This is a genomic window from Microbacterium sp. PRF11, from assembly GCF_031844085.1.
Classification (GTDB): domain Bacteria; phylum Actinomycetota; class Actinomycetes; order Actinomycetales; family Microbacteriaceae; genus Microbacterium.
The window spans coordinates 463,536-483,470 of the sequence record NZ_JAUZUP010000002.1; the positions used below are offsets into that span (position 1 = coordinate 463,536).

Annotated in this window: 15 protein-coding genes and 3 tRNA genes; 5 read left to right on the forward strand and 13 right to left on the reverse strand. The window is 71.1% G+C overall.

Features of this window, described 5'->3' with window-relative positions; all coding sequences use genetic code 11:
* Positions 1–187 precede the first annotated feature (187 nt).
* The gene (locus Q9R20_RS07725) at positions 188–2,527 is read left to right on the forward strand and encodes an excinuclease ABC subunit UvrA (protein ID WP_311248790.1); all 2,340 of its coding nucleotides are present in this window, start codon (positions 188–190) and stop codon (positions 2,525–2,527) included.
* Positions 2,528–2,704: 177 nt separating this feature from the next.
* Here Q9R20_RS07725 and Q9R20_RS07730 read toward each other — a convergent pair whose 3' ends face one another.
* The 8 genes from Q9R20_RS07730 to Q9R20_RS07765 form a co-directional block, all read right to left on the reverse strand.
* Positions 2,705–3,181, reverse strand: a complete 477-nt coding sequence (locus Q9R20_RS07730; protein WP_311248791.1) for a dehydrogenase — start codon at positions 3,179–3,181, stop codon at positions 2,705–2,707.
* 100 nt (positions 3,182–3,281) lie between these two features.
* Entirely contained in the window at positions 3,282–4,034 is a 753-nt protein-coding gene (locus tag Q9R20_RS07735; protein WP_311248792.1) for an SDR family oxidoreductase, read from the reverse strand.
* Between the two features lie 94 nt (positions 4,035–4,128).
* Positions 4,129–5,877 (reverse strand): sodium:proton antiporter, encoded by a 1,749-nt coding sequence (locus tag Q9R20_RS07740; protein ID WP_311248793.1) that lies wholly within the window; start codon positions 5,875–5,877, stop codon positions 4,129–4,131.
* Positions 5,878–5,886: 9 nt separating this feature from the next.
* The gene (locus tag Q9R20_RS07745; RefSeq protein WP_311248794.1) at positions 5,887–7,191 is read right to left on the reverse strand and encodes an aminotransferase class V-fold PLP-dependent enzyme; all 1,305 of its coding nucleotides are present in this window, start codon (positions 7,189–7,191) and stop codon (positions 5,887–5,889) included.
* Entirely contained in the window at positions 7,181–8,119 is a 939-nt protein-coding gene (locus Q9R20_RS07750; protein ID WP_311248795.1) for a hypothetical protein, read from the reverse strand. Before Q9R20_RS07750 ends, Q9R20_RS07745 begins: the two co-directional genes overlap by 11 nt.
* Before the next feature lie 10 nt (positions 8,120–8,129).
* Positions 8,130–8,387 carry a glutaredoxin domain-containing protein gene (locus tag Q9R20_RS07755; RefSeq protein ID WP_295839326.1) on the reverse strand — a complete coding sequence of 86 codons (258 nt, stop codon included), beginning with the start codon at positions 8,385–8,387 and terminating at the stop codon, positions 8,130–8,132.
* 34 nt (positions 8,388–8,421) lie between these two features.
* Positions 8,422–9,549: a glycosyltransferase family 2 protein gene (locus Q9R20_RS07760; RefSeq protein ID WP_311248796.1), complete on the reverse strand. Its 1,128-nt coding sequence runs from the start codon at positions 9,547–9,549 to the stop codon at positions 8,422–8,424.
* Positions 9,550–9,689: 140 nt separating this feature from the next.
* A complete protein-coding gene (locus tag Q9R20_RS07765) occupies positions 9,690–10,751 on the reverse strand; it encodes a polysaccharide deacetylase family protein (protein ID WP_311248797.1) in 1,062 nt (353 codons plus the stop codon).
* 196 nt (positions 10,752–10,947) lie between these two features.
* Between Q9R20_RS07765 and Q9R20_RS07770 the strand changes: the two genes are divergently transcribed.
* From Q9R20_RS07770 to Q9R20_RS07780, 3 genes are all read left to right on the forward strand, one after another.
* Positions 10,948–11,904: a Gfo/Idh/MocA family oxidoreductase gene (locus tag Q9R20_RS07770; protein WP_311248798.1), complete on the forward strand. Its 957-nt coding sequence runs from the start codon at positions 10,948–10,950 to the stop codon at positions 11,902–11,904.
* Positions 11,905–11,947: 43 nt separating this feature from the next.
* Complete coding sequence (gene chrA / locus Q9R20_RS07775; RefSeq protein ID WP_311248799.1) at positions 11,948–13,141, forward strand: chromate efflux transporter; 1,194 nt, start codon at positions 11,948–11,950, stop codon at positions 13,139–13,141.
* 91 nt (positions 13,142–13,232) lie between these two features.
* Complete coding sequence (locus Q9R20_RS07780) at positions 13,233–14,816, forward strand: AMP-binding protein (protein WP_311248800.1); 1,584 nt, start codon at positions 13,233–13,235, stop codon at positions 14,814–14,816.
* Positions 14,817–14,865: 49 nt separating this feature from the next.
* Here Q9R20_RS07780 and Q9R20_RS07785 read toward each other — a convergent pair whose 3' ends face one another.
* The 4 genes from Q9R20_RS07785 to Q9R20_RS07800 all read right to left on the reverse strand — a co-directional run bounded on the left by Q9R20_RS07785 (position 14,866) and on the right by Q9R20_RS07800 (position 17,598).
* On the reverse strand, positions 14,866–16,926 hold the full coding sequence (locus Q9R20_RS07785; RefSeq protein WP_311248801.1) for an MDR family MFS transporter: 2,061 nt from the start codon (positions 16,924–16,926) through the stop codon (positions 14,866–14,868).
* A gap of 361 nt (positions 16,927–17,287) precedes the next feature.
* Positions 17,288–17,360, reverse strand: a tRNA-Phe gene (locus Q9R20_RS07790).
* 64 nt (positions 17,361–17,424) lie between these two features.
* Positions 17,425–17,498: transfer RNA gene (locus tag Q9R20_RS07795), tRNA-Asp, on the reverse strand.
* A 27-nt stretch (positions 17,499–17,525) separates the two neighbouring features.
* A tRNA-Glu gene (locus Q9R20_RS07800) sits at positions 17,526–17,598 on the reverse strand.
* Positions 17,599–17,810: 212 nt separating this feature from the next.
* On the opposite strand from Q9R20_RS07800, the gene Q9R20_RS07805 reads away from it, so the two are divergent.
* The gene (locus tag Q9R20_RS07805) at positions 17,811–19,250 is read left to right on the forward strand and encodes a M23 family metallopeptidase (protein WP_311248802.1); all 1,440 of its coding nucleotides are present in this window, start codon (positions 17,811–17,813) and stop codon (positions 19,248–19,250) included.
* Positions 19,251–19,308: 58 nt separating this feature from the next.
* Here Q9R20_RS07805 and Q9R20_RS07810 read toward each other — a convergent pair whose 3' ends face one another.
* Positions 19,309–19,842, reverse strand: a complete 534-nt coding sequence (locus tag Q9R20_RS07810; RefSeq protein WP_311248803.1) for an inorganic diphosphatase — start codon at positions 19,840–19,842, stop codon at positions 19,309–19,311.
* Between the last annotated feature and the right edge of the window lie 93 nt (positions 19,843–19,935).

Consider the following 19,935-nt stretch of genomic DNA (forward strand, 5'->3'; position numbering starts at 1 on the left):
ACCGTCGCGTCCACGGGCGTCCGGCGTTTCGGTCGCGGCTCGCGCCGTTCCGCGGCGTGGCGCGCCGATGCGCCGATTCGGGGATGCCGCGCGCACACGCGCGGGGCCCGCACTGCGCGGGTGCGCGCGGAACGTCGCGGATGTCGGTGGTGTCCGCCACACTGGGGGACGACCCGAGGAGCAGCGCATGAACGGTCCCGACACCCACGACGTCATCCGCGTGCGCGGCGCGCGCGAGAACAACCTGAAGAACGTCGATCTCGACGTCCCCAAGCGCCGGCTGACGGTGTTCACCGGCGTGAGCGGCTCGGGCAAGTCGTCCCTGGTGTTCGGCACGATCGCCGCCGAATCGCAGCGGCTCATCAACGAGACCTACCCCACGTTCGTGCAGCAGTTCATGGGGGAGCTCTCGCGGCCCGACGTCGACGCGCTCGAGAATCTCAGCGCGACCATCCGCGTCGATCAGGAGCGCATGGCGGCCAACGCCCGCTCGACGGTCGGCACGGCCACCGACGTGCACGCCATGCTCCGCGTGCTCTTCAGCCGGCTCGGTCGACCGCACGTCGGGTCGTCGCAGGCGTTCTCGTTCAACGTGCCCTCGATCTCGGGCGCAGGTGCCGTCACGCACACGACCGGCGCGAAGAAGGGCACGAAGGAGCGACGTTCGTTCGAGATCACGGGCGGCATGTGCCCCGAGTGCGAGGGGCTCGGGCAGGTCAGCGACATCGATCTCGACCAGCTCGTCGACACGACGCTGTCGTTGCGGGCGGGCGCGATCCTCGTGCCCGGCTACACCGCCGACGGCTGGATGGTGCGCATCTACAGCGAGTCGGGCTTCGTCGACGGCGACAAGCCCGTGCAGGACTTCACCGCGCAGGAGCGCCACGACTTCCTCTACAAAGAGCAGACGAAGGTGCGCATCGCCAACACCAACATGACCTACGAGGGTCTCGTGCCCAAGGTCACCAAGAGCATGCTGCAGAAAGACCGCGACGCCCTGCAGCCGCACGTGCGCGCCTTCGTCGATCGCGCGGTGACGTTCGTCGCGTGCCCTGCATGCGCGGGCACCCGCCTGAACGAGGGGGCGCGCTCGTCGCGCATCGGCGAGGTCAACATCGCGGATGCCGCGGCGATGCAGATCACCGATCTCGCCGCCTGGGTGCGCACGATCGACGACCCCACCGTCGCCCCGCTCATCCAGGGACTGCGCGACACCCTCGACGCCTTCGTGCACATCGGTCTCGGATACCTCTCGCTCGATCGCGCGAGCGGCACGCTGTCGGGCGGCGAGGCGCAGCGCACGAAGATGATCCGGCACCTCGGGTCGAGTCTCAGCGACATCACCTACGTCTTCGACGAACCGACCGCGGGGCTGCACCCGCACGACATCCAGCGCATGAACGAGACGCTGCAGCAGCTGCGCGACAAGGGCAACACGGTCCTCGTCGTCGAGCACAAGCCCGAGGTCATCGAGATCGCCGATCACGTGGTCGATCTCGGACCGCGCGCCGGGCGCGACGGCGGCACCGTGCAGTACGAGGGAGACGTCGCGGGTCTGCGCGCCTCCGATACCTTGACCGGCCGCTTCCTCGACCACCGCGCTCGCTTGAAAGACACCGTGCGCGCGGCCACCGGCGCGCTGCCCATCCGCGACGCGCGACAGCACAATCTGCGCGGGGTCGACGTCGATGTGCCGCGCGGACTGCTGACGGTCGTGACGGGTGTGGCGGGGTCGGGGAAGTCCTCGCTCATCCACGGCAACCTGCCCGCCTTCGACGACGTCGTGGTCGTCGACCAGACCGCCATCAAAGGCTCACGGCGCAGCAGTCCCGCGACCTACACCGGCATCCTCGACGCGGTGCGCGCCGCGTTCGCGAAGGCGAACGGGGTGAAGCCGGCCCTCTTCAGCGCGAACAGCGAGGGCGCCTGCCCCGCCTGCAAGGGTCTCGGCGTCATCGTCACGCAGCTCGGTTTTCAGTCGACCGTCGAGACGGTCTGTGAGCTGTGCGCGGGGACGGGCTTCTCCGACGACGTGCTCGAGTACACCCTCGACGGCAGGAACATCGCCGAGGTGCTGGCGATGTCGGTCGTCGAGGCGTCGGAGTTCCTCACGAAGGGGCCGGCCGTCGCAGTGCTCGGTCGCCTGCGCGACGTCGGTCTCGGCTACCTCACGCTCGGGCAGTCGCTCAACACGCTCTCGGGCGGAGAACGCCAGCGACTCAAGCTCGCGATCTCGATGGCGAAGTCGGGGGCGGTGTACGTGCTCGACGAGCCCACCACCGGACTGCATCTCGCCGACGTCGACACGCTGCTGCGCCTGCTCGATCAGCTGGTGGATGCCGGCAACACCGTCGTCGTGATCGAGCATCACCAGGCGGTCATGGCGCACGCCGACTGGATCATCGATCTGGGCCCCGGTGCGGGTCGCGACGGTGGTGCCGTGGTGTTCGAGGGCACGCCCGCCGACCTCGTCGCCGCGCGGTCGACCCTCACCGGCGAGCACCTCGCGCGGTACGTCGGCGCCTGATCGCTTTCGGTCACGGGAGGCGCCGCTCGGACGGACACCGCCGTCCGCGCGGGAGTGCGCGGTCCGGCGAGGACGACGCCGCTCCGCAGCGTGCCGCTCGGCGTCGACCGCCACGCACCAAGCGTGCCGCCCGGCAACGACGGCGCTCGGTCCGCGGCGACGCCCCGACCCGAGGCGTCAGGCGCGACCGGTCGGGCCCGCGTCGTGCAGGTGCCGGTCGCCGTGGGAGAGCACCTTGACCATCACGCCGCGTCGGCGCAGGTCCGCGACGGCGCGCGTCTCGTCTTCGCGGGTCACCCCGAGGGCGTGCACGCTCGCCACGACGAGCACGTCGCCGCGTGTGAGGGTGCCGAAGAAGCGGTCCAGGCGGTTCGCCCACCCCTCCATCGTTTCGGGGGCGGGGTGCCGGAAGCCCTCGATCGGCACACCGAACCGGGTCAGGTCGTCGCGCTGCTGCACGACGGTCGGCATGTCGGGGCGAGCGACGACCAGGCCGACCAGACGCGAACCCGCCGGACGGGCGCGCCACCAGTCACGGTCGCTCTGCAGCTCGGTGAAGCATTTCGGGCACTCGGCCGCGGCGTGCACGAGGGGCACGGGGCTGGTCCCGGCGGCATCCGCGGATGACGGCATCGTCGGGATCGGATCGCTCATGGAAACCTCCGCGTCCATTGTGCCCCACGACCCTGCGAGAGCGCCCCGCGGCGTCGGCCCCGCCCCGGCGCGCTGCGCGCAACGGGCCGGGGCGATGGGCTCAGTGCGCCGAGTAACCGCCGTCGACGAGGTGGTAGCTGCCCGAGATGAACGAGGCGGCGTCGCTGAGCAGGAACAGCGTCAGGGCCGCGACCTCGGTGTCGGTGCCCAGGCGGCCCGTCGCGTGCTCGCGCTCGAGGTGCGACAGCGCCTCGGGGCTCAGGCTCGAGCGCACGAGGGGCGTGTCGATGAAGCCGGGACCGACGGCGTTGGTGCGAACGCCCTGGGAGGTGTACTCGAGGGCGGCGACCTTGGTCAGGCCCACGAGGGCGTGCTTGGCGGCGACGTACGCCGAGCTCTGCGCGATGCCGACGGACCCCAGAACGGATGCCATGTTGACCACCGCTCCGCCACCGGAGGCGACGATAGCGGGCAGCTGGAACTTCAGGCCGTAGAACACGCCGTCGAGGTTGATCGCGCGCACGCGATCCCACGCGTCGACGTCGTAGTCGCCGATCGTCGCGGCGGGGCCGCCGATGCCGGCGTTGTTGACGGCGAGGTGCAGTCCTCCGTAGGTGGTCTTCGCGTGCTCGACCGCCGCCTCGGCATCCTGCCACTTCGCCGTGTTCTGCGTGAAGGCGGAGGCCGTCCCGCCGGCGTCGGCGATCTGCTCGACGACGCGCGCAGCGGCATCCGGATCGATGTCGGTGACCACGACCGAGGCGTCCTCCGCGGCGAGTTCTCGCGCGATGGCCGCGCCGATCCCGCTCCCGCCGCCGGTGACGAGGGCGACCTTGCCGGTGAACCTGCTCATGGTGACACTTCTCTCCCGCAGGCGGACGGCCGCGGATCTCGCGGGGACCGCATGCGCACGGAAGGAAACGACCGGCGGAGCGGGGGTATTCCGCTCAGTCGTCCTCGCCGTCGTCGATGCGCAGCTCCAGGCTGAGCTCGTCGGCGTCGAGCTCTGCGAGCGCGTGGCGCAGTGCGGCGGTGCTGTACCGCCCGTCGCGCGAGACGTCTCCCAGGCGGCGGCGCATAGCCCCGATCGACGCCAGCCGCAGCTCGAGCAGATCGCGGACCCGTTCCGAGGCGTCCTCGTCGGGTGGCCGCACCAGCCGCGCCCCGGCGCGCTCGACGAGTTCGGCGGGGAAGGCCCGCCCGTCGCGGCGACGGAGCGAACCGGACTGCACCGCCGCCGAAGCGGCATCCCGGAGCTCGGCGTCGAGGGCACGTTGCTCCTCGCGCGAGGGCCCCTCGCCGCCCTCGCCGGCGAGGCCGACGCCGCGCACCACCGCCGACAGCGTCAGCCCCTGCAGCACGAGGCTGAACAGCGCGACGAGGAAGGCGACGAAGATCAGCAGGGGACGCTGGGCCGTGCCCTCGGGCAGGGTCTGGGCGGCGGCGAGGGTGACGACGCCGCGCATCCCCGCCCACACGATGATCGAGCCGTGTCGCAGGTCGAGCGGGGTGTCGCGGTAGTAGTTCAGGTCGGCGACGGTCCGCGAGATCCGCGAGCGCATCCAGCCGATCCGGCGCCGGGTGCGTTCGGGGTCGTCACTGCGCGGCGGGCGGGCGAGCGTCCCGTCCCGAAGCTGTCGCTCGAAGGCGTCGAGGCGTTCGCGAGCGTCGTCGACGCGGCCCTCGTGCCGGTCGAGCGAACGGCTGCGGCGGGCCTGGACGGCGATGAGGCCCGTCACCCACGCGGCGCGCACGAGCAGCGCGATGGCGAGGGCGCTGAGGGCCAGCCACGTGCCGTGCCACAGTCCCTCGTGCTCCTCCAGGTTCGCGCGGACGATGTCTTTGAGTTCGAGCCCGAAGACGAGGAAGACGGCGCCCTCCAGAATCAGCTCGATGGTGCGCCAGTTGAGGCGGTCGCTGATGCGCTGCTCGGGCGTGAAGCGGCGCGCCGCGCCCTGGCCGGTGACGATGCCCGCGACGACCGCGGCGACCAGACCCGATCCGCCGAGGTGCTCGGTGGGGAGGTAGGCGATGAACGGCACGGTGAAGCTCAGCGCCGTGTTCGCGGCGGAGTTGGCGATACGCTCCCGCACCCGCAGATTGGCCCAGCCCACCGCCGCGCCCAGGACGAGGGCGAGGATCACGGCCCACGCGAAGTTCAGCAGGGCGTCGCCGAACGCGAACCCGGATGCCACGGCCGCCACCGCCGTGCGCAGCAGCACGAGCGCGGTGGCGTCGTTGAGCAGGCTCTCGCCCTCGAGCATCGTCACCACGCGGGGCGAGATGCCCAAGCGCTTGGCGATCGAGGTGGCCACGGCATCGGTCGGGCTCAGGATCGCGCCCAGCGCGATGCCGAGGGCGAGACCGAGCCCCGGGATCACGGCCCAGAAGAACAGGCCGAGCAGCACCGAGCTGACGACCACGAGCAGGACGGAAAGGCCGGCGATGGGGGCGAAATCGCGGCGGAACTCGATCGCGGGCAGTTGCACGGCCGCGGAGTACAGCAGCGGGGGGAGCACCCCGACGAGGATGACCTCGGGGTTCACGGCGAAGGGCGGCACGAACGGCAGCAGGCTGACGCCCGCGCCGACCGCGAGCAGCACGAGGGGTCCTGCGACGTTGAAGCGCGGACCGATGACGGTGGCGAGGGCGATCACCACCACCCCGGCGAGGACGACGAGGAGCGGATCGATCACCCTTCGAGGCTAGACTTCCCGGTGCCCCGCGCTCTCGGCCCGCACCGCGTCGGCGACGGCGCGCAGGCCGATCAGCGTCTCGGCGAAACTCGTCGACAGGGGCGAGAGGCCGATGCGCAGCCCGTGCGGGTCGCGGTAGTCGGGGATCACGTCGCCTTCCCATAGCCGGGCGGTCACCGCGCGCATCGCCGGGTGCGAGAGCGTCACGTGTCCGCCGCGCTCGGCCGAGTCGCGCGGGGAGGCGAGGGTCACACCGAGGGGGGCCAGGATGCCGTCGGCCACCCGCGCCGCGAAGTCGGTGAGCGCGATCGACTTCGCCCGCACCGCCGCGATCCCGGCATCCTCGAGCAGATCGAGGGTGTCCTGCATGGCGACCATCGCCAGCACCGGCGGGGTGCCCGACAGGAAGCGGCGCATGCCATCGGCGGGGCGGTACACCGGGCCCATCGAGAAGACGTCGGCCGCCCCCATCCACCCCTGCACGGGCTGGGTCAGCGCCGCCTGCTGGCGGGCGGCGACGTAGGCGAAGGCGGGGGATCCCGGCCCGCCGTTGAGGTACTTGTAGGTGCAGCCGACGGCGAGATCCGCCTCCCACGCATCGAGCTCCACCGGCACGGAGCCCGCCGAGTGGCACAGGTCCCACAGCACGAGGGCGCCGGCGTCGTGCGCGACGGCGGTGAGCGCGGGACCGTCGGCGAGGTAGCCCGAGCGGTACGACACGTGGCTGAGCAGCACCACCGCGGTGCGCGGGCCGACCGCGGCGCGGAGGAGGTCGGCATCCACCCCGCGGGAGGTGTCGACGTCGATCCAGACGACGCGTCCGCCGCGCTCGGCGGCGATGCCCTCGACCAGGTAGCGATCGGTGGGGAAATCGTCGCGGCCCACGACGATCTCGATGCGCTGCGGGTCGCGGCCCATCTGGGCGTCGAGAGCGGCGCGCAGCAGCTTGTACAGCAGCACGGTCGTGGAGTCGCCGATGACGGTCTGACCGGATGCCGCGCCCAGGGTGAGAGCGCCGATGCGGTCGCCGATGGCGAAGGGCAGATCCATCCACGCCTCGTCCCAGCCGCGGATGAGCCGGCCGCCCCAGTCGTCGGTCACGAAGCGCGCGAGGCGCTCGGCGGTCGCCCGCGGCGGACGGCCGAGGGAGTTGCCGTCGAAGTAGACCAGGGGCGTCTCGGCCCCGACGAAGGCGTCGCGGTGATGCCGGAGCGGGTCGGCGGCGTCGAGGGAGGCGGCCTCGTCGTCGAAGGCGCGATGCGGGACCTCGAGCCGGTCGACGGATCCGAAGTCGGGGGAGGGGTCAGTCGACACGGGTGAGCTCCTCGGTCGGGACGACCGTCCCCCGGCTCAGCCAGGTGGGGACGGCATCGGTATCGGTGGGCGCGGGGCCCGCGACGAAGGTCGAGACGGCCCCGTCGGTCTCTTCCGCGGGCCAGGGGTCGCTGAGGGCGCTCACCAGCGCGTCACCGCGGACACCCGCCTCGTGGAGGGCCAGCAGCTCCCGCCGGTTGAGTCCCACGGGTAGAGGCCCGTTGCCCAGGTCGGTGCCGTAGAGCACCCGCCCGCCACGGGCCGCGAAGGCCCGCAGGTTCGCCACGGCCCGGTCGCGCGCCGCCCCGCGGTGGATGTCGAGGGTCGAGATCCACGCGTGGCCGGAGCCGACCGCGAGCGTCAGCGTCCGCCGTGACACGGGGGCGTCGAACGGGGTGTGCGCCAGCGCGTGCACCCCCGCCTCGAGGGCGCGCTCGACCTGGCCGGGCCCCTGTGCGTGCGCGACGACGGGGAGGCCACGCGCCGTCGCGGCGGCGATGATCGCCTCGAGCAAGACGTCGGAGAGCACGGGACCCGCGTCGGCGTGCAGGGCGATCTTGATGACGGAGGCTCCGGCATCCGCCTGCTCGTCGACGGCCGTGCGCGCGCCGCCCTCGACGCCGGGGTGGGCCGAGGGATCGGTCACCTCGCGCACGATCGCCGCGGGCGCCCACGACCGGCCCTGCGGATAGCCGCCGGGCGCGGTGAGGAAGGCCCCCGCGTAGGCGACCCGGGGGAGGCCGCGCCCGCGACGGGCCAGCGCCGCGGGGTCGCCGCCGAGGTCGACGACGCCGGCGATCCCGCGGGCGGGCATCGACGAGGCGTCGATGAGGTGCAGATGCACGTGGTGGTCGACGAAGGCGGGGAGCGCCGTGCCGACCTCGGCGGTGAGCGCCCGGCGGACGGCCCAGGCGGCGTCGAGGGTCACACCGACCCGGTCAGATCAGCGAGAGCTCGCGGAGCTTGGCCTCGACGTCGGCGTTGCTCGGCTCGACGTGGTGGCTGGAGTCGGGGTAGACCACGACGGGGATGCTCGTGCGGCCCGAGATCTCCTTGGCGACGTCGGCGGCGGCGGGGTCGGCCACCAGGTCGACGTATTCGTAGTCGATGCCGAGCTCGTCGAGCTGCTTCTTCGTGCGGATGCAGTCACGGCACCAGTCGGCGCCGAACATACGGATGGGTGCGTCGGAGGACATGTCTCCAGCGTACGCCGCCGCAAGCGGGGTGCGCTCAGGCGGTGACTTCGTCCTCGAGGGGCTCGATGGCGCGGACGGCTTTGCCGACACGGCTCTTCTTGGGGGCGTAGACCACGAGGGCGTGGAAGACGAAGCGCACCACGAACGCGGCGATCAGCGTGAGGGCCGCCGCGACGACGCTCTGGATGTGCGCCTGGTTGACCAGCAGCCAGATCACGGGGATGCGCACGATCGCCTCGACGCCGTTGAAGGTGAACGACTTGATGAACCGGTGCCGCATGAGCCCGGACTCCTCGCGCATGTCGGCGAAGACGAGGTATTCGAGGGCGAGGAAGTTCGCGACGATCGTGATGACGCTGGCGATGATGGCGGCGACGATGTACTGCACGCCCACCGTGGTCAGCGCCCACATGATCGCGAGGTTCGCCACCGCGCCGAGCCCGCCCACCAGGGCGAACGCCGACATGCGACCGAAGCGCAGCATGGTCAGCTGCAGCAGGAAGCGCATGCCCTGGTTGAACGACGCCTTGGACTCGCCGGCGAAGCGGGGAGCGAACGAGAACGGAACCTCGGCGACGCGCATCTGCTTGCGGGCGAGGATCTCGAGCAGGATCTTGAATCCGCGCGGCTGCAGGGTGTCGATGTCGAGCGAGGTGCGCTCCACGAGGAAGAACCCGGTCATCGGGTCGGAGCAGTTGTGCAGCTTCTTGGGGAACATCGCCTTGGTCAGCAGCGTCGATGCGCGCGACACCGTCGTGCGCACCGCGTTGGCCAGACCGTCCGAGGTGCCTCCGGCGGTGTACCGGGATGCCACGACGACGTCGGCATCGCCGACCTCGGCGCGCGCGAGCAGATCGGCGATGACCTCCGGCGGGTGCTGCAGGTCGCCGTCCATGACGACGCAGCGATCGGACGCCGCCGCACGGATGCCCTCGACCACCGCACCGCCCAGGCCGCCGACCGGGTCGTCGCGGTGGATGAGACGCACGGGGATGTCGCTGGCCGCCGCGACCGCGCGGATCACGTCGGGGGTGTCGTCGGTGGAGTCGTCGACGAAGACGACCTCGACCTCGCGGCCCACCAACGCCGCCGCCGTGCGCCGGACGAGTTCGGCGACGTTCGGACCCTCATTGAAGGTCGGAACGATGACAGAAAGGTCCATGCACACTCGCGTTTTCGTCGGTGGGGTAAAAGAACAGCGTAAAGGGGCCACGCAGGCTCAACCTGAGATTGTGGCGCACGTACCTGTGAGCTCGCATTCCCCTTGCACAGCGGTCCGCGAGACGTCGGCCGCGGGACGGTTCACCCGATCTTCGCGCGGAGGGCGTCGACGCTCATGCCGTAGTCCACGCGCACCACCGGCAGGGCGAGCTTGTCGGTGCCGATGCGCACGTAACCGGGTTCGATCGAGCGGCCCAGCTCGAAGCCCGCCTGGCGCACGCCCTCTTTCGTCCTGTCGTCGTAGTGGCCGAAGGGGTAGGCCACCACCTCTTTCGCCCCAAGGATCCGCGCCGACTCCTCGAGGTCGGCGGCGATGGTCGCCGGGTCGTCGTTGACCATGCGCCCCTTGCCGTTCGCGCCGGCGCGGTGCATGTCGTGGGTGTGCGAGCGCTGCAGGACGAAGCGATTGGGGGTGGACTCGGTGCGCGCCGAGGTGATGACGAACGACGTCGTCAACAGGTGGCGCGCGTCGACGATCGGGGCTGCCAGCTCGAGCCAGGTGCTGTCGGCGTCGTCGTCGGTGATGACGACCGAGTGCTTCGGCAGGAACAGCTTCCCGTCGATGAACGCGCTCAGCTCATCCCAGGTGGGCAGGTAGAAGCCGCCCTCCTGGATGTGGGCCATGTGCGCGTCGAAGTCGCCGATGTAGGCGTAGTTCCCCTTCAGCCAGGTGTCCTCACCCTCGGGCTTCCGCGTGAACTGGTGGTACATGAGGATCGGGATGCCGGCATCCTCCGCCGCATTCGCCTCGGGGGTCGTCCACGCGGCGTACAGCGTGCGCTCGCGCCCGGTGCAGGTGACCAGGTCGGCGCCGTTCACGCGGGCGGCGATCGTGGGGGCGCTCGCCGAAGCGGCGTCGGGGAACCACCCGGCGAAGACCCGACCGTCGGCGGAGGGGATCGGCAGTGCCCGGTAGAGCTGGTCCTGCGTCTGCAGCTGTGGGTCGATTGCGATGCCGTCGCCGGCGAACGACACGGCGCACGCGAGCGGATCGGCCGTGGTCGCGAGGAGCTGTTGCGCGGCGGTAAGCGGGGTGGGGGTGGGTGTCGGCGTCGTCTCCGGCGACGTCGTCGGGAAGGCCCGATCCGCCTCGGGGGCCTCGGCGCCGGCCCGGGTGAGGGCGAACGCGCCGACCCCGCCCACGATGAGGGCGACCGCGAGGCTCGCGGCGAGGGCGCGGCGGCGGCGGACACGGCGGGAGAGGCGGCGGCGGTGTTCGGCTCGAGTACTGATGGCGAGACCTCGGGTCGGGTGGCGAGTCGGCGCGATCCTATCGGGACGATTCGCGCGCGTTCGGGACGCCCCGCGCAACGGTGAAGGATCGCGAGAGGATGGAGCCATGCTCCGCATCGGTCTCGTCGGCACCAGTTCCATCTCCGAGCGTTTCGCGGAGGCCGTCGCCGGGGTCGACGGCGTCGAGGTCGCGCGTGTCTGCTCCCGTGACGAGCAGAGGGCCCGGGCGTTCGCCGCGCGCATCGGCGCGCCAGGTGTCGCGGTGGGTCTCGACGCGCTCCTCGCGGCTGCCGACGTCGACGCCGTGTACCTCGCCAGCCCCAACTCCGCGCACGCCGAACAGGTGCGCGCGGCGGTGGATGCCGGCATCCCGGTGCTCGTCGAGAAGCCGGCCGTGCTGACGGCGGATGAGTGGGTTGCTGCGGTGTCGCACGCGCGCGATCGCGGCGTCGTGCTGCTGGAGGCCATGCGCACGGCGTACGACCCGGGGCTGGCCGCCGTGGCCGCGGCCATGGCGCGGGTGGGGACCGTGCGCCGGGTGGCGCTCCGGTACGAGAAGCGGTCGGCGCGCTACGACCAGGTGCTCGCGGGCGAGCAGACGAACATCCTCGACCCCACCATGGGCGGCAGCGCACTGCGCGACCTGGGCGTGTATCCGCTGCACGCGCTGGTGCGCCTGTGCGGTGCGCCGCGGTCGGTGCACGGCGCGCGGGTGGGCATCGCCTCGGGCACCGACGGGGCCGGCAGCGCGCTCGCGGTGTACAACGGGTTCGTCGCCGACATCGCTTGGTCGAAGATCACCGACACCGCGCTGCCGAGCGAGATCCAGGGCGAGGAGGGTTCCCTCGTCATCGACGCGATCGACGCGCCGCGACGCCTCGTGCTCAGCCCGCGCGGCGGGGAGCCCGAGATCATCGAGGTCGAGGCCGCGGAGAACGTCATGGTCGGTGAGGTCGAACGCTTCCGGGACGCGGTGGCCGGCGCCGACATCGCCGAGGACCAACGGCTCACGGGGCTCACGCTGCGCCTCGTCGACGAGATCCTCGGTGTCCCCCTGACGTGACGGAGTTCACCCGTCGTTTCCCGCGCGCCGGGATGATGGGCTGATGCGCAGAGTCGGCCGTGTGAGCGAAGTCTTCCGGGCGTTCCTCCGCCTGGGCGTGACGAGCTTCGGCGGGCCGGTCGCCCACCTCGGGTACTTCCGCGACGACCTCGTCGTGCGTCGGAAGTGGATGGACGATCGCGCCTACGCCGACCTCGTCGCGCTGTGCCAGTTCCTGCCGGGGCCCGCCTCGAGCCAGGTGGGCTTCGCGATGGGGCTGCAGCGCGCCGGGATCGCGGGGGCCCTCGCGGCGTTCGTGGCGTTCACCCTCCCCTCGGCGGCGCTGCTGGTCGCCTTCGCCGGGGGAGCAGCGCTCGTCGACGGGCCGATAGGGGAAGGCCTGATCGCCGGGCTCAAGATCGTGGCCGTGGCCATCGTCGCCCACGCGGTGCTCGGTATGGCGCGCACGCTCACGCCCGATGCTCCCCGCGCCGGGATCGCGGTGGCCGGGCTCGCTCTCGCTCTCCTGCTCCCGGGCGCCCCGGGCCAGCTCGGCGCTCTCGCGGTCGGCGTCGTCGCGGGACTGTTCCTGCTCCGGGGTAGGGCCGAGCCCACCGGCCCGTCCCTGCCCCCGTTCGGCGTCCCCCGGGGGGTCGCGGTGGCCTGTCTCGCGGTGTTCCTCGGCCTCCTCATCGCGTTGCCGGTGCTGGCGGCGGTGACGGGCTCGGGGGCGGTGATGCTCGGCGACGCCTTCTACCGTGCGGGGGCGCTCGTGTTCGGCGGAGGCCACGTCGTGCTGCCCCTGCTGCAGGGAGGTGTGGTCGAACCGGGGTGGGTGGCGCCTGACACGTTCCTCACCGGTTACGCTGCAGCCCAGGCCGTCCCCGGCCCGCTGTTCACCTTCGCCGCCTACCTCGGTGACGTCTCGACCGTCGGCCCCGGGGGCGTCGCCGGCGCGGGCATCGCGCTCGCCGCGATCTTCCTGCCCGGGTTCCTCGTGCTGGTCGGCGTCCTGCCCTTCTGGGATGCCGTGCGCGACAAGCCCCGCATCCGCGCGGCGATGCGCGGGGCGAACGCGGCGGTCGTCGGCATCCTCGCCGCCGCCCTCTACACGCCCGTGTTCACCACCGCCGTCACGGGGCCGGGGCCGTTCGTGCTGGCCGCGATCGGATTCGTGCTGCTCACGGCGTTCCGCGCCCCGGCGTGGGCGGTCGTGCTCGTCGGCGCCGCGGGCGGGGTCGTGCTCGCGGTCACCTGAGACGCGGCCGAGATTTCAGTGACACCCGGTCTCACCGGTGTCAGGATGAGCGCACGGCATGATCGCCGCCGGCATTTCGAGGGAGAAACCCGTGTTCCAGAGCCCGTTCCCGCCCATCGAGATCCCCGATCAGAGCATCTACGATTACCTCTTCGGCTCGCTGGACGACACCGATCTCGGACGGGTCGCGCTCATCGACCCCGCCACCGGCGCCGAGACGACCTACGGCGCCCTCCGCGCGCAGGTCGACGCGTTCGCGGGCGCGCTCGCCGCCCGGGGCGCGGGGGTCGGCACGGTCGTCGCCGTGCTCTGCCCGAACGTCCCGGCCTTCGCGACGGTGTTCCACGGCATCTTGAGGCTCGGCGCGACCGTCACGACGATCAACTCGCTGTACACCGCCCGGGAGATCGGCGGGCAGTTGCGCGATGCGGCCGCGACGTGGCTCGTCACCGTTTCGCCGCTGCTGCCGCAGGCGGCCGAGGCTGCGCGCGCGGTCGGCATCCCGGACGACCGCGTCATCGTGCTCGACGGTGCCGAGGGGCACCCCGACCTGCGGTCGCTCCTCGGCGAGGGGCGCACCCCGCCCGAGGTCTCGATCGACCCGGCGACCCACGTGGCGGTGCTGCCGTACTCGTCGGGCACAACGGGCGCGCCCAAGGGCGTGATGCTCTCGCACCGCAACCTCGTCGCGAACGTTCACCAGTGCCGGCCGATCATCGAGATCGTTCCCGACGACCGGGTGCTCGCGGTCTTGCCGTTCTTCCACATCTACGGCATGACGGTGCTGCTGAACCTGGCTCTGCGTCAGCGGGCGACGCTCGTGACGATGCCGCGCTTCGACCTCACCGAGTTCCTGCGCATCATCCAGGACCAGCGGTGCACGTTCCTCTTCATCGCGCCGCCGATCGCGGTTGCGCTCGCCAAGCACCCCGCGGTCGCCGATTACGACCTGTCGAGCGTGCACAGCGTGTTCTCGGGGGCCGCGCCGCTCGACGGGGAGACGGCCGAGACGGCCGGCCGCCGCATCGGCGCCCGCTTCTATCAGGGCTACGGCATGAGCGAGCTCAGCCCGGTCTCGCACGCGATCCCCGTCGGCGGAGGGATGCCGGTCAGCTCGGTCGGCGTGCTCATCCCGGGCTGCGAGGCCAAGCTCGTCGACCCCGAGACCGGTGCGGAGCTCGAGGAGCACGGCGACGACGGGCTGACCGCGCCCGGCGAGATCTGGGTGCGGGGTCCGAACGTCATGCTCGGCTACCTCAACCGCCCCGACGCGACCGCCGAAACCCTCGACGACGACGGTTTCCTGCACACCGGCGACATCGGGGTGCACCACGTCGACGGCTCCTTCACGATCGTCGATCGCCTCAAGGAGCTCATCAAGTACCACGGCTATCAGATCGCTCCGGCGGAGCTCGAGGCGCTGCTGCTGTCGCACCCGCAGATTCAGGATGCCGCCGTCATCGGCGTGCGCGGCGACGACGGCGAGGAGATCCCGAAGGCGTTCGTCGTGTCCGTGCCCGACTCCGGGTTGAGCGCTGACGACGTGATGACTTTCGTCGCGGGCGAGGTCGCGCCGCACAAGAAGGTGCGTCGCGTCGAGTTCATCGACGTTATCCCCAAGTCGACATCGGGCAAGATCCTGCGCAAAGATCTGCGGGCCCGCGAAGCGGTCTGAGAACGACGAAGGGCGGGGCGTCGTCGCGACGGCCCCACCCTCCCTCACCTCACGGCGTGAGCAGAGCGCCGGTCTGCGTCGCCGCCTCGGCGGCGCGCTTCTCCTCGTCGTCCGTGCCGCGTCGCTCGTCGGCGGCCTCCTGCAACGCCGACTTCGAGCGCAGCGGCGGGGTGCGGAAGAACAGCGACAGCACGAACGCCAGCAGCACGACGCCCATCGCGGTCCAGTAGACCGTCGTCGCCGAGGAGTTGAAGCCGACGAGGAACGGCTTGGTGAGCCGCGCGTCGGCGCCCACGAGGAACGAGGTGTCGTCGAGCGTGGAATCACCGATCGAGGTGTTCTCGTCTCCCGCGGAGAACCGGTCCTCGATCGTCGTCGCCGCGGTGTCCACGAACGCCGCGCGCTGAGCGGCATCCGAGAAGTCCAGGCTCACGGTCCCGTCGGATGCGACGCGCGCGACCGGTACCTGCTGCTGGATCTGCGTCGTGGCCGCGGCGACGGCCTGCGCGACGGCCGTCTGCGTGGCGGCGGCCTGCGCCGACGCCGGGATACGACCTGCCGCGACCTGTTCGGCGACGGCCTGGGTCGCGGCATCCTGAGCCTGCTGCACCCCGGCCTGCAGCTGCGACGTGGTCCCGTCGACGATCTGCGACACGATCGGGGTGTAGATGCCGGACATGATCTTCTCGTTCGCCGGGGCCGAGGCGACGGTGGGGTCGAGGGCCGCATCGAGAGCATCGGTGAGGGTCGTGCGGTCGGAGAACGAGCCGATGATGTTCGTCGGCATCAGCGTGAACAGCAGCGACAGCAGCACCGCGGTGCCGAGCGTTCCACCGATCTGACGGAAGAACGTCGAGCCGCTGGTGGCCACGCCCATGTCGCGCAGGCCCACCGAGTTCTGGCTCGCGATCGTCAGCGTCTGCATGAGCTGCCCGAGACCGAGGCCGATGACGAGCATCGCCAGGGCGACGTGCCAGTAGGGGCTGTCGTACTTCAGGAACGTCAGCAGGAAGAAGCCGACCGACATCAGCGCCGTCCCCAGGATCGGGAACATGCGGTACCGCCCGGTGCGGGCGATGATCTGGCCGCTGGCGATCGAGGCGATCATCAGGCCAAGGATCATCGGCAGCATCTCGAAGCCGCTCTGGGTGGGCGAGGAGCCCAGCACGAGCTGCAGGTACAGCGGCAGCGTGAGCATCGCGCCGAACATGCCGAAGCCGACGAGCACACCGATGATCGTGGCCATCGAGAAGGTGGGCGAGCGGAACAGCTTCAGCGGGATGAGCGCGTCGTCCTTCATCTTCGTCTCGGCGATGACGAAGGCCAGGATGCCGAGTGCCCCGACGACGTAGCAGGCGAGGGCGATCGGCGAGCCCCAGCCCCACTCGCGCCCCTGCTCGGCGACGAGCAGCAACGGGACGAGCGCCACGATGACCGTGGTCGCACCCCACCAGTCGATGCGTACGGAGTGGCGCGGCTGCTTCGGGATGTGCAGGAACCGCCACACGATCGCGAGGGCCACGATGCCGATCGGCACGTTGATGAGGAAGACCCACCGCCAGCCGGTGATGAAGAGGATCTCGCTGGCCCCGGCGAACAGGCCGCCCACGAGCGGGCCGATCACGCTGGAGATGCCGAACACGGCGAGGAAGTAGCCCTGGTACTTCGCCCGCTCGCGCGGAGCGAGGATGTCGCCCATGATCGCGAGCGGCATCGACATGAGGCCGCCGGCGCCCAGGCCCTGGATCGCGCGGAAGGCGGCGAGCTCGGCCATCGAGGTCGAGAAGCTGGCGAGCACCGAGCCGATGATGAAGATGAGGATCGCCAGGAGGAACAGCGGGCGTCGCCCGAAGATGTCGGACAGCTTGCCGTAGATGGGCGTCGAGATCGTCGAGACGATCAGGTAGGCCGTGGTGACCCACGCCTGCAGGCTCAGACCCTGCAGGTCGTCGCCGATCGTGCGGATCGAGGTGCCCACGATCGTCTGGTCGAGGGCGGAGAGGAACATGCCGGCCATGAGGCCGAAGATCACGAACATGATCATGCGGTGCGTCATGACCGTGTCGGTGGCCGCGGTGTGCGCGCGGCGGCTGCGGGTGATGTCGGACATCGGTGCCTCTTCGGAAGAAGGCCCGGCGGACGGCTCGATGGCTCGGTCGGGCGCCAGGTGTTTGCTAAAAGTCAACAAATAGTAGCGCTGTCCGGCGGCGATGCGTAACCACCCCGGCTGGGGGATGGCTATGCAGGGGGATGCGGAGGCCCGCTCGCGTCACGGGAATGGGGGAAGCCACGGGAGCAGGTCGAGATGGCGGCGTTCGGCCTGTTCTCGGCGCCCCGGCGCGGCGGGGCGCGTGCGTCGCGCCGAGGTCCCTGGGCCTGTCGAAGGGACCGGGAGCCGGAGAGCGGCGATGGTTCACGCGGCATCCGGGAACGAAAAAGTCCCCCATGAGTAGAAGCCTCATGAGGGACCGTGGCTCCGACGGGCGTCGATCCCGTGACCTCACGATTTTCAGTCGTGCGCTCTACCAACTGAGCTACAGAGCCGAGCGGCATGTCTGCCGCTTCCTAGACGAAGGGCCTTCCCGAAAGAAGGCCCGTCGCTGTGGAGCGACCCTGACGGGACTTGAACCCGCGACCTCCGCCGTGACAGGGCGGCACGCTAACCAACTGCGCTACAGGGCCATGCATTTTCAATTATGTACCGGGAAGTGACCCCAACGGGATTCGAACCCGTGCTACCGCCGTGAAAGGGCGGCGTCCTAGGCCGCTAAACGATGGGGCCGGATGAGCTGGAAACCTTTCGATTTCCACCTCGCTTGCCGACGACCGAGCCTACTTCACAAATCTCGAGATTGCCAATCGAGGGCGTGGCGTCCTCCTCCCGCGCGTGTCGAGGGGGCAGGATGGGCCCGCCAGCGGGAACTCGCCCTGTTGTGCGTGAGACTCCTGTTGCTACTGTGAGTCGAGTTGCGACCGGTGAGATGAGGTAGTCCCGTGACGCTCGAGCGCCCCGACGAAACAGAAGATTGCGGCTGCGCGCCCACAGCGGCGGAGCAGAGACGGCTCTGGCCGACGTTCGACCGTCGCAGCGCGCTGAAGATCGGCGCTCTCGGCGCCGTCGCCCTCGGCGCGTTCGGGTCGGTGGCATCCGGGTTCACCACCCCCGCCCTCGCCGCGGACTACCCCTCCTGGGCAGACGTCGAGGCGGCGCGCGCGAACGAGGCCGCCAAGGGCGCCGAGATCACGCGCATCCAGGGCCTCATCGCCGGGCTGCAGTCCGAGGTCGCCCGCACGCAGGCCGAGGTGCAGGCCCGCTCCGACGAGTACTTCGCGGCCCAGCAGGCCTACCAGGACGCCGACTACCGCGCGCAGCTGCTCCAGCAGCAGGCGGACGCGCAGGCGGCAAAGGCGACGGATGCCGCGAACAAGGCCGGCAAGGTCGCCGCGCAGCTGTACCGCTCGGGCGGTGACGACACCTCGCTGGACCTGTTCTTCTCGGGCTCGGCCGCGACCGCCGACGACCTGCTCGCCAAGCTCGGCACGATGGACAAGCTCCTCGAGCGCAACCGTTCGGTGTACGCCGCCGCCGTCGCGGCGCGCGACAACGCCAAGAACCTCAGCGGCCAGGCCACGGACGCCGCGGCCGAGCGCGAGCGCCTGCGCGTGATCGCCGAAGAGAAGATGGCCGCTGCCCAGCAGGCCGCCCAGGCCGCGCAGGAGGCGCTCGCCGCGCAGCAGGCCAACCAGGCCGTGCTCGAGGCACAGCTCGCCGCCCTGCAGGACACCACCGCGAAGACCGTCGCCGACTACCAGGCCGGCGTCGAAGCCGAGCGCAAGGCCCGCGAAGAGCGCGAGCGTCAGGCCCGTGAGGCCGCCGCCGCCCGCGACGCGGCGGAGCGCGCGCGCCGCGAGCAGGAGGCCGCCGCCCGCGCCAACAGCGGCGGTGGCGGAGGTGGCGGCGGTGGCGGTGGCGGTGGCGGCGGTGGCGGCGGCGGCGGCGGAAACGTCGGCGGCGGCGGCTGGGCCCGCCCGTCGAACGCCTACACGTCGTCGGGATACGGCCCCCGCTCCGGTCAGTGCAACTCCAGCTACTGCGCGAGCACCTGGCACCTCGGCCTCGACTTCGGCGCGAGCTGCTGGTCGCCCATCTACGCCGCGGCCGCGGGACGCGTCACCTACGCCGGCCGCAACGGCGGCTTCGGCAACTACATCCGCATCCAGCACGACGACGGCTCGGGCACCGGCTACGGACACATCGTCGACGGCGGCATCTACGTCTCGTCGGGGCAGCGCGTCTCGGCCGGTCAGCAGATCGCCGCGACGGGCCAGACGGGCAACTCGTTCGGCTGCCACCTGCACTTCGAGGTCTACCCGCCGTGGGGCGGCACGACCGATCCCGCGCCCTGGCTGCGCGATCGCGGCGTCTCGGTCTGACCTCGCGACGAGAAAACCCCCGGTCCTCGGACCGGGGGTTTTCGTTCGACGCGGTGCGTCAGAGCGTGTTGGGCGCCTCGCCCGAACCCTGCGTCTTGGTCTGCGCGTCGTGCTCGTCGAAGCGCGTGAACGCCTCGGACACCAGACGCTCGGCCTCAGCGGCATCCGCCCACTCGTCGACCTTGACCCACTTGTTGGGCTCGAGGTCCTTGTAGTGCTCGAAGAAGTGGGTGATCTCCTTCTTCGTCCACTCGTCGATGTCGCTCACGTCCTGGATGTGGTCCCAGCGCGGGTCCTTGGCGAGAACCGCCACGACCTTGTCGTCGCCGCCGGCCTCGTCGCTCATCTTCAGAACGCCGACGGGGCGGACCTTGGCCAGGATGCCGGGGTGCAGCTCGCGGTCGAGCAGCACGAGCACGTCGAGCGGGTCGCCGTCCTCGCCGAGGGTGTTCTCGAAGAAGCCGTAGTTCGCCGGGTACCCGAAAACCGTGTAGAGGATGCGGTCGAGGTAGACGCGGCCGGTGCCGTGGTCGACCTCGTACTTCACGCGGCTGCCGCGGGGGATCTCGATGACGGCGTCGTACGCGCCCATACTCGTGCTCCTTAGATCTGTGGATTTCCGCGGCCCAGCCTAGCCGGAGCGCTCCGCGCCGCCGATGCCCGGCACGGTCCTGCACCCCGCCGG

Coding starts and splice junctions, on each gene's coding strand:
- Q9R20_RS07725 (WP_311248790.1), top strand. CDS start 188: ATGAACGGTCCCGACACCCACGACGTCATCCGCGTGCGCGGCGCGCGC.
- Q9R20_RS07730 (WP_311248791.1), bottom strand. CDS start 3,181: ATGAGCGATCCGATCCCGACGATGCCGTCATCCGCGGATGCCGCCGGG.
- Q9R20_RS07735 (WP_311248792.1), bottom strand. CDS start 4,034: ATGAGCAGGTTCACCGGCAAGGTCGCCCTCGTCACCGGCGGCGGGAGC.
- Q9R20_RS07755 (WP_295839326.1), bottom strand. CDS start 8,387: ATGTCCTCCGACGCACCCATCCGTATGTTCGGCGCCGACTGGTGCCGT.
- Q9R20_RS07760 (WP_311248796.1), bottom strand. CDS start 9,549: ATGGACCTTTCTGTCATCGTTCCGACCTTCAATGAGGGTCCGAACGTC.
- Q9R20_RS07770 (WP_311248798.1), top strand. CDS start 10,948: ATGCTCCGCATCGGTCTCGTCGGCACCAGTTCCATCTCCGAGCGTTTC.
- chrA (WP_311248799.1), top strand. CDS start 11,948: ATGCGCAGAGTCGGCCGTGTGAGCGAAGTCTTCCGGGCGTTCCTCCGC.
- Q9R20_RS07785 (WP_311248801.1), bottom strand. CDS start 16,926: ATGTCCGACATCACCCGCAGCCGCCGCGCGCACACCGCGGCCACCGAC.
- Q9R20_RS07810 (WP_311248803.1), bottom strand. CDS start 19,842: ATGGGCGCGTACGACGCCGTCATCGAGATCCCCCGCGGCAGCCGCGTG.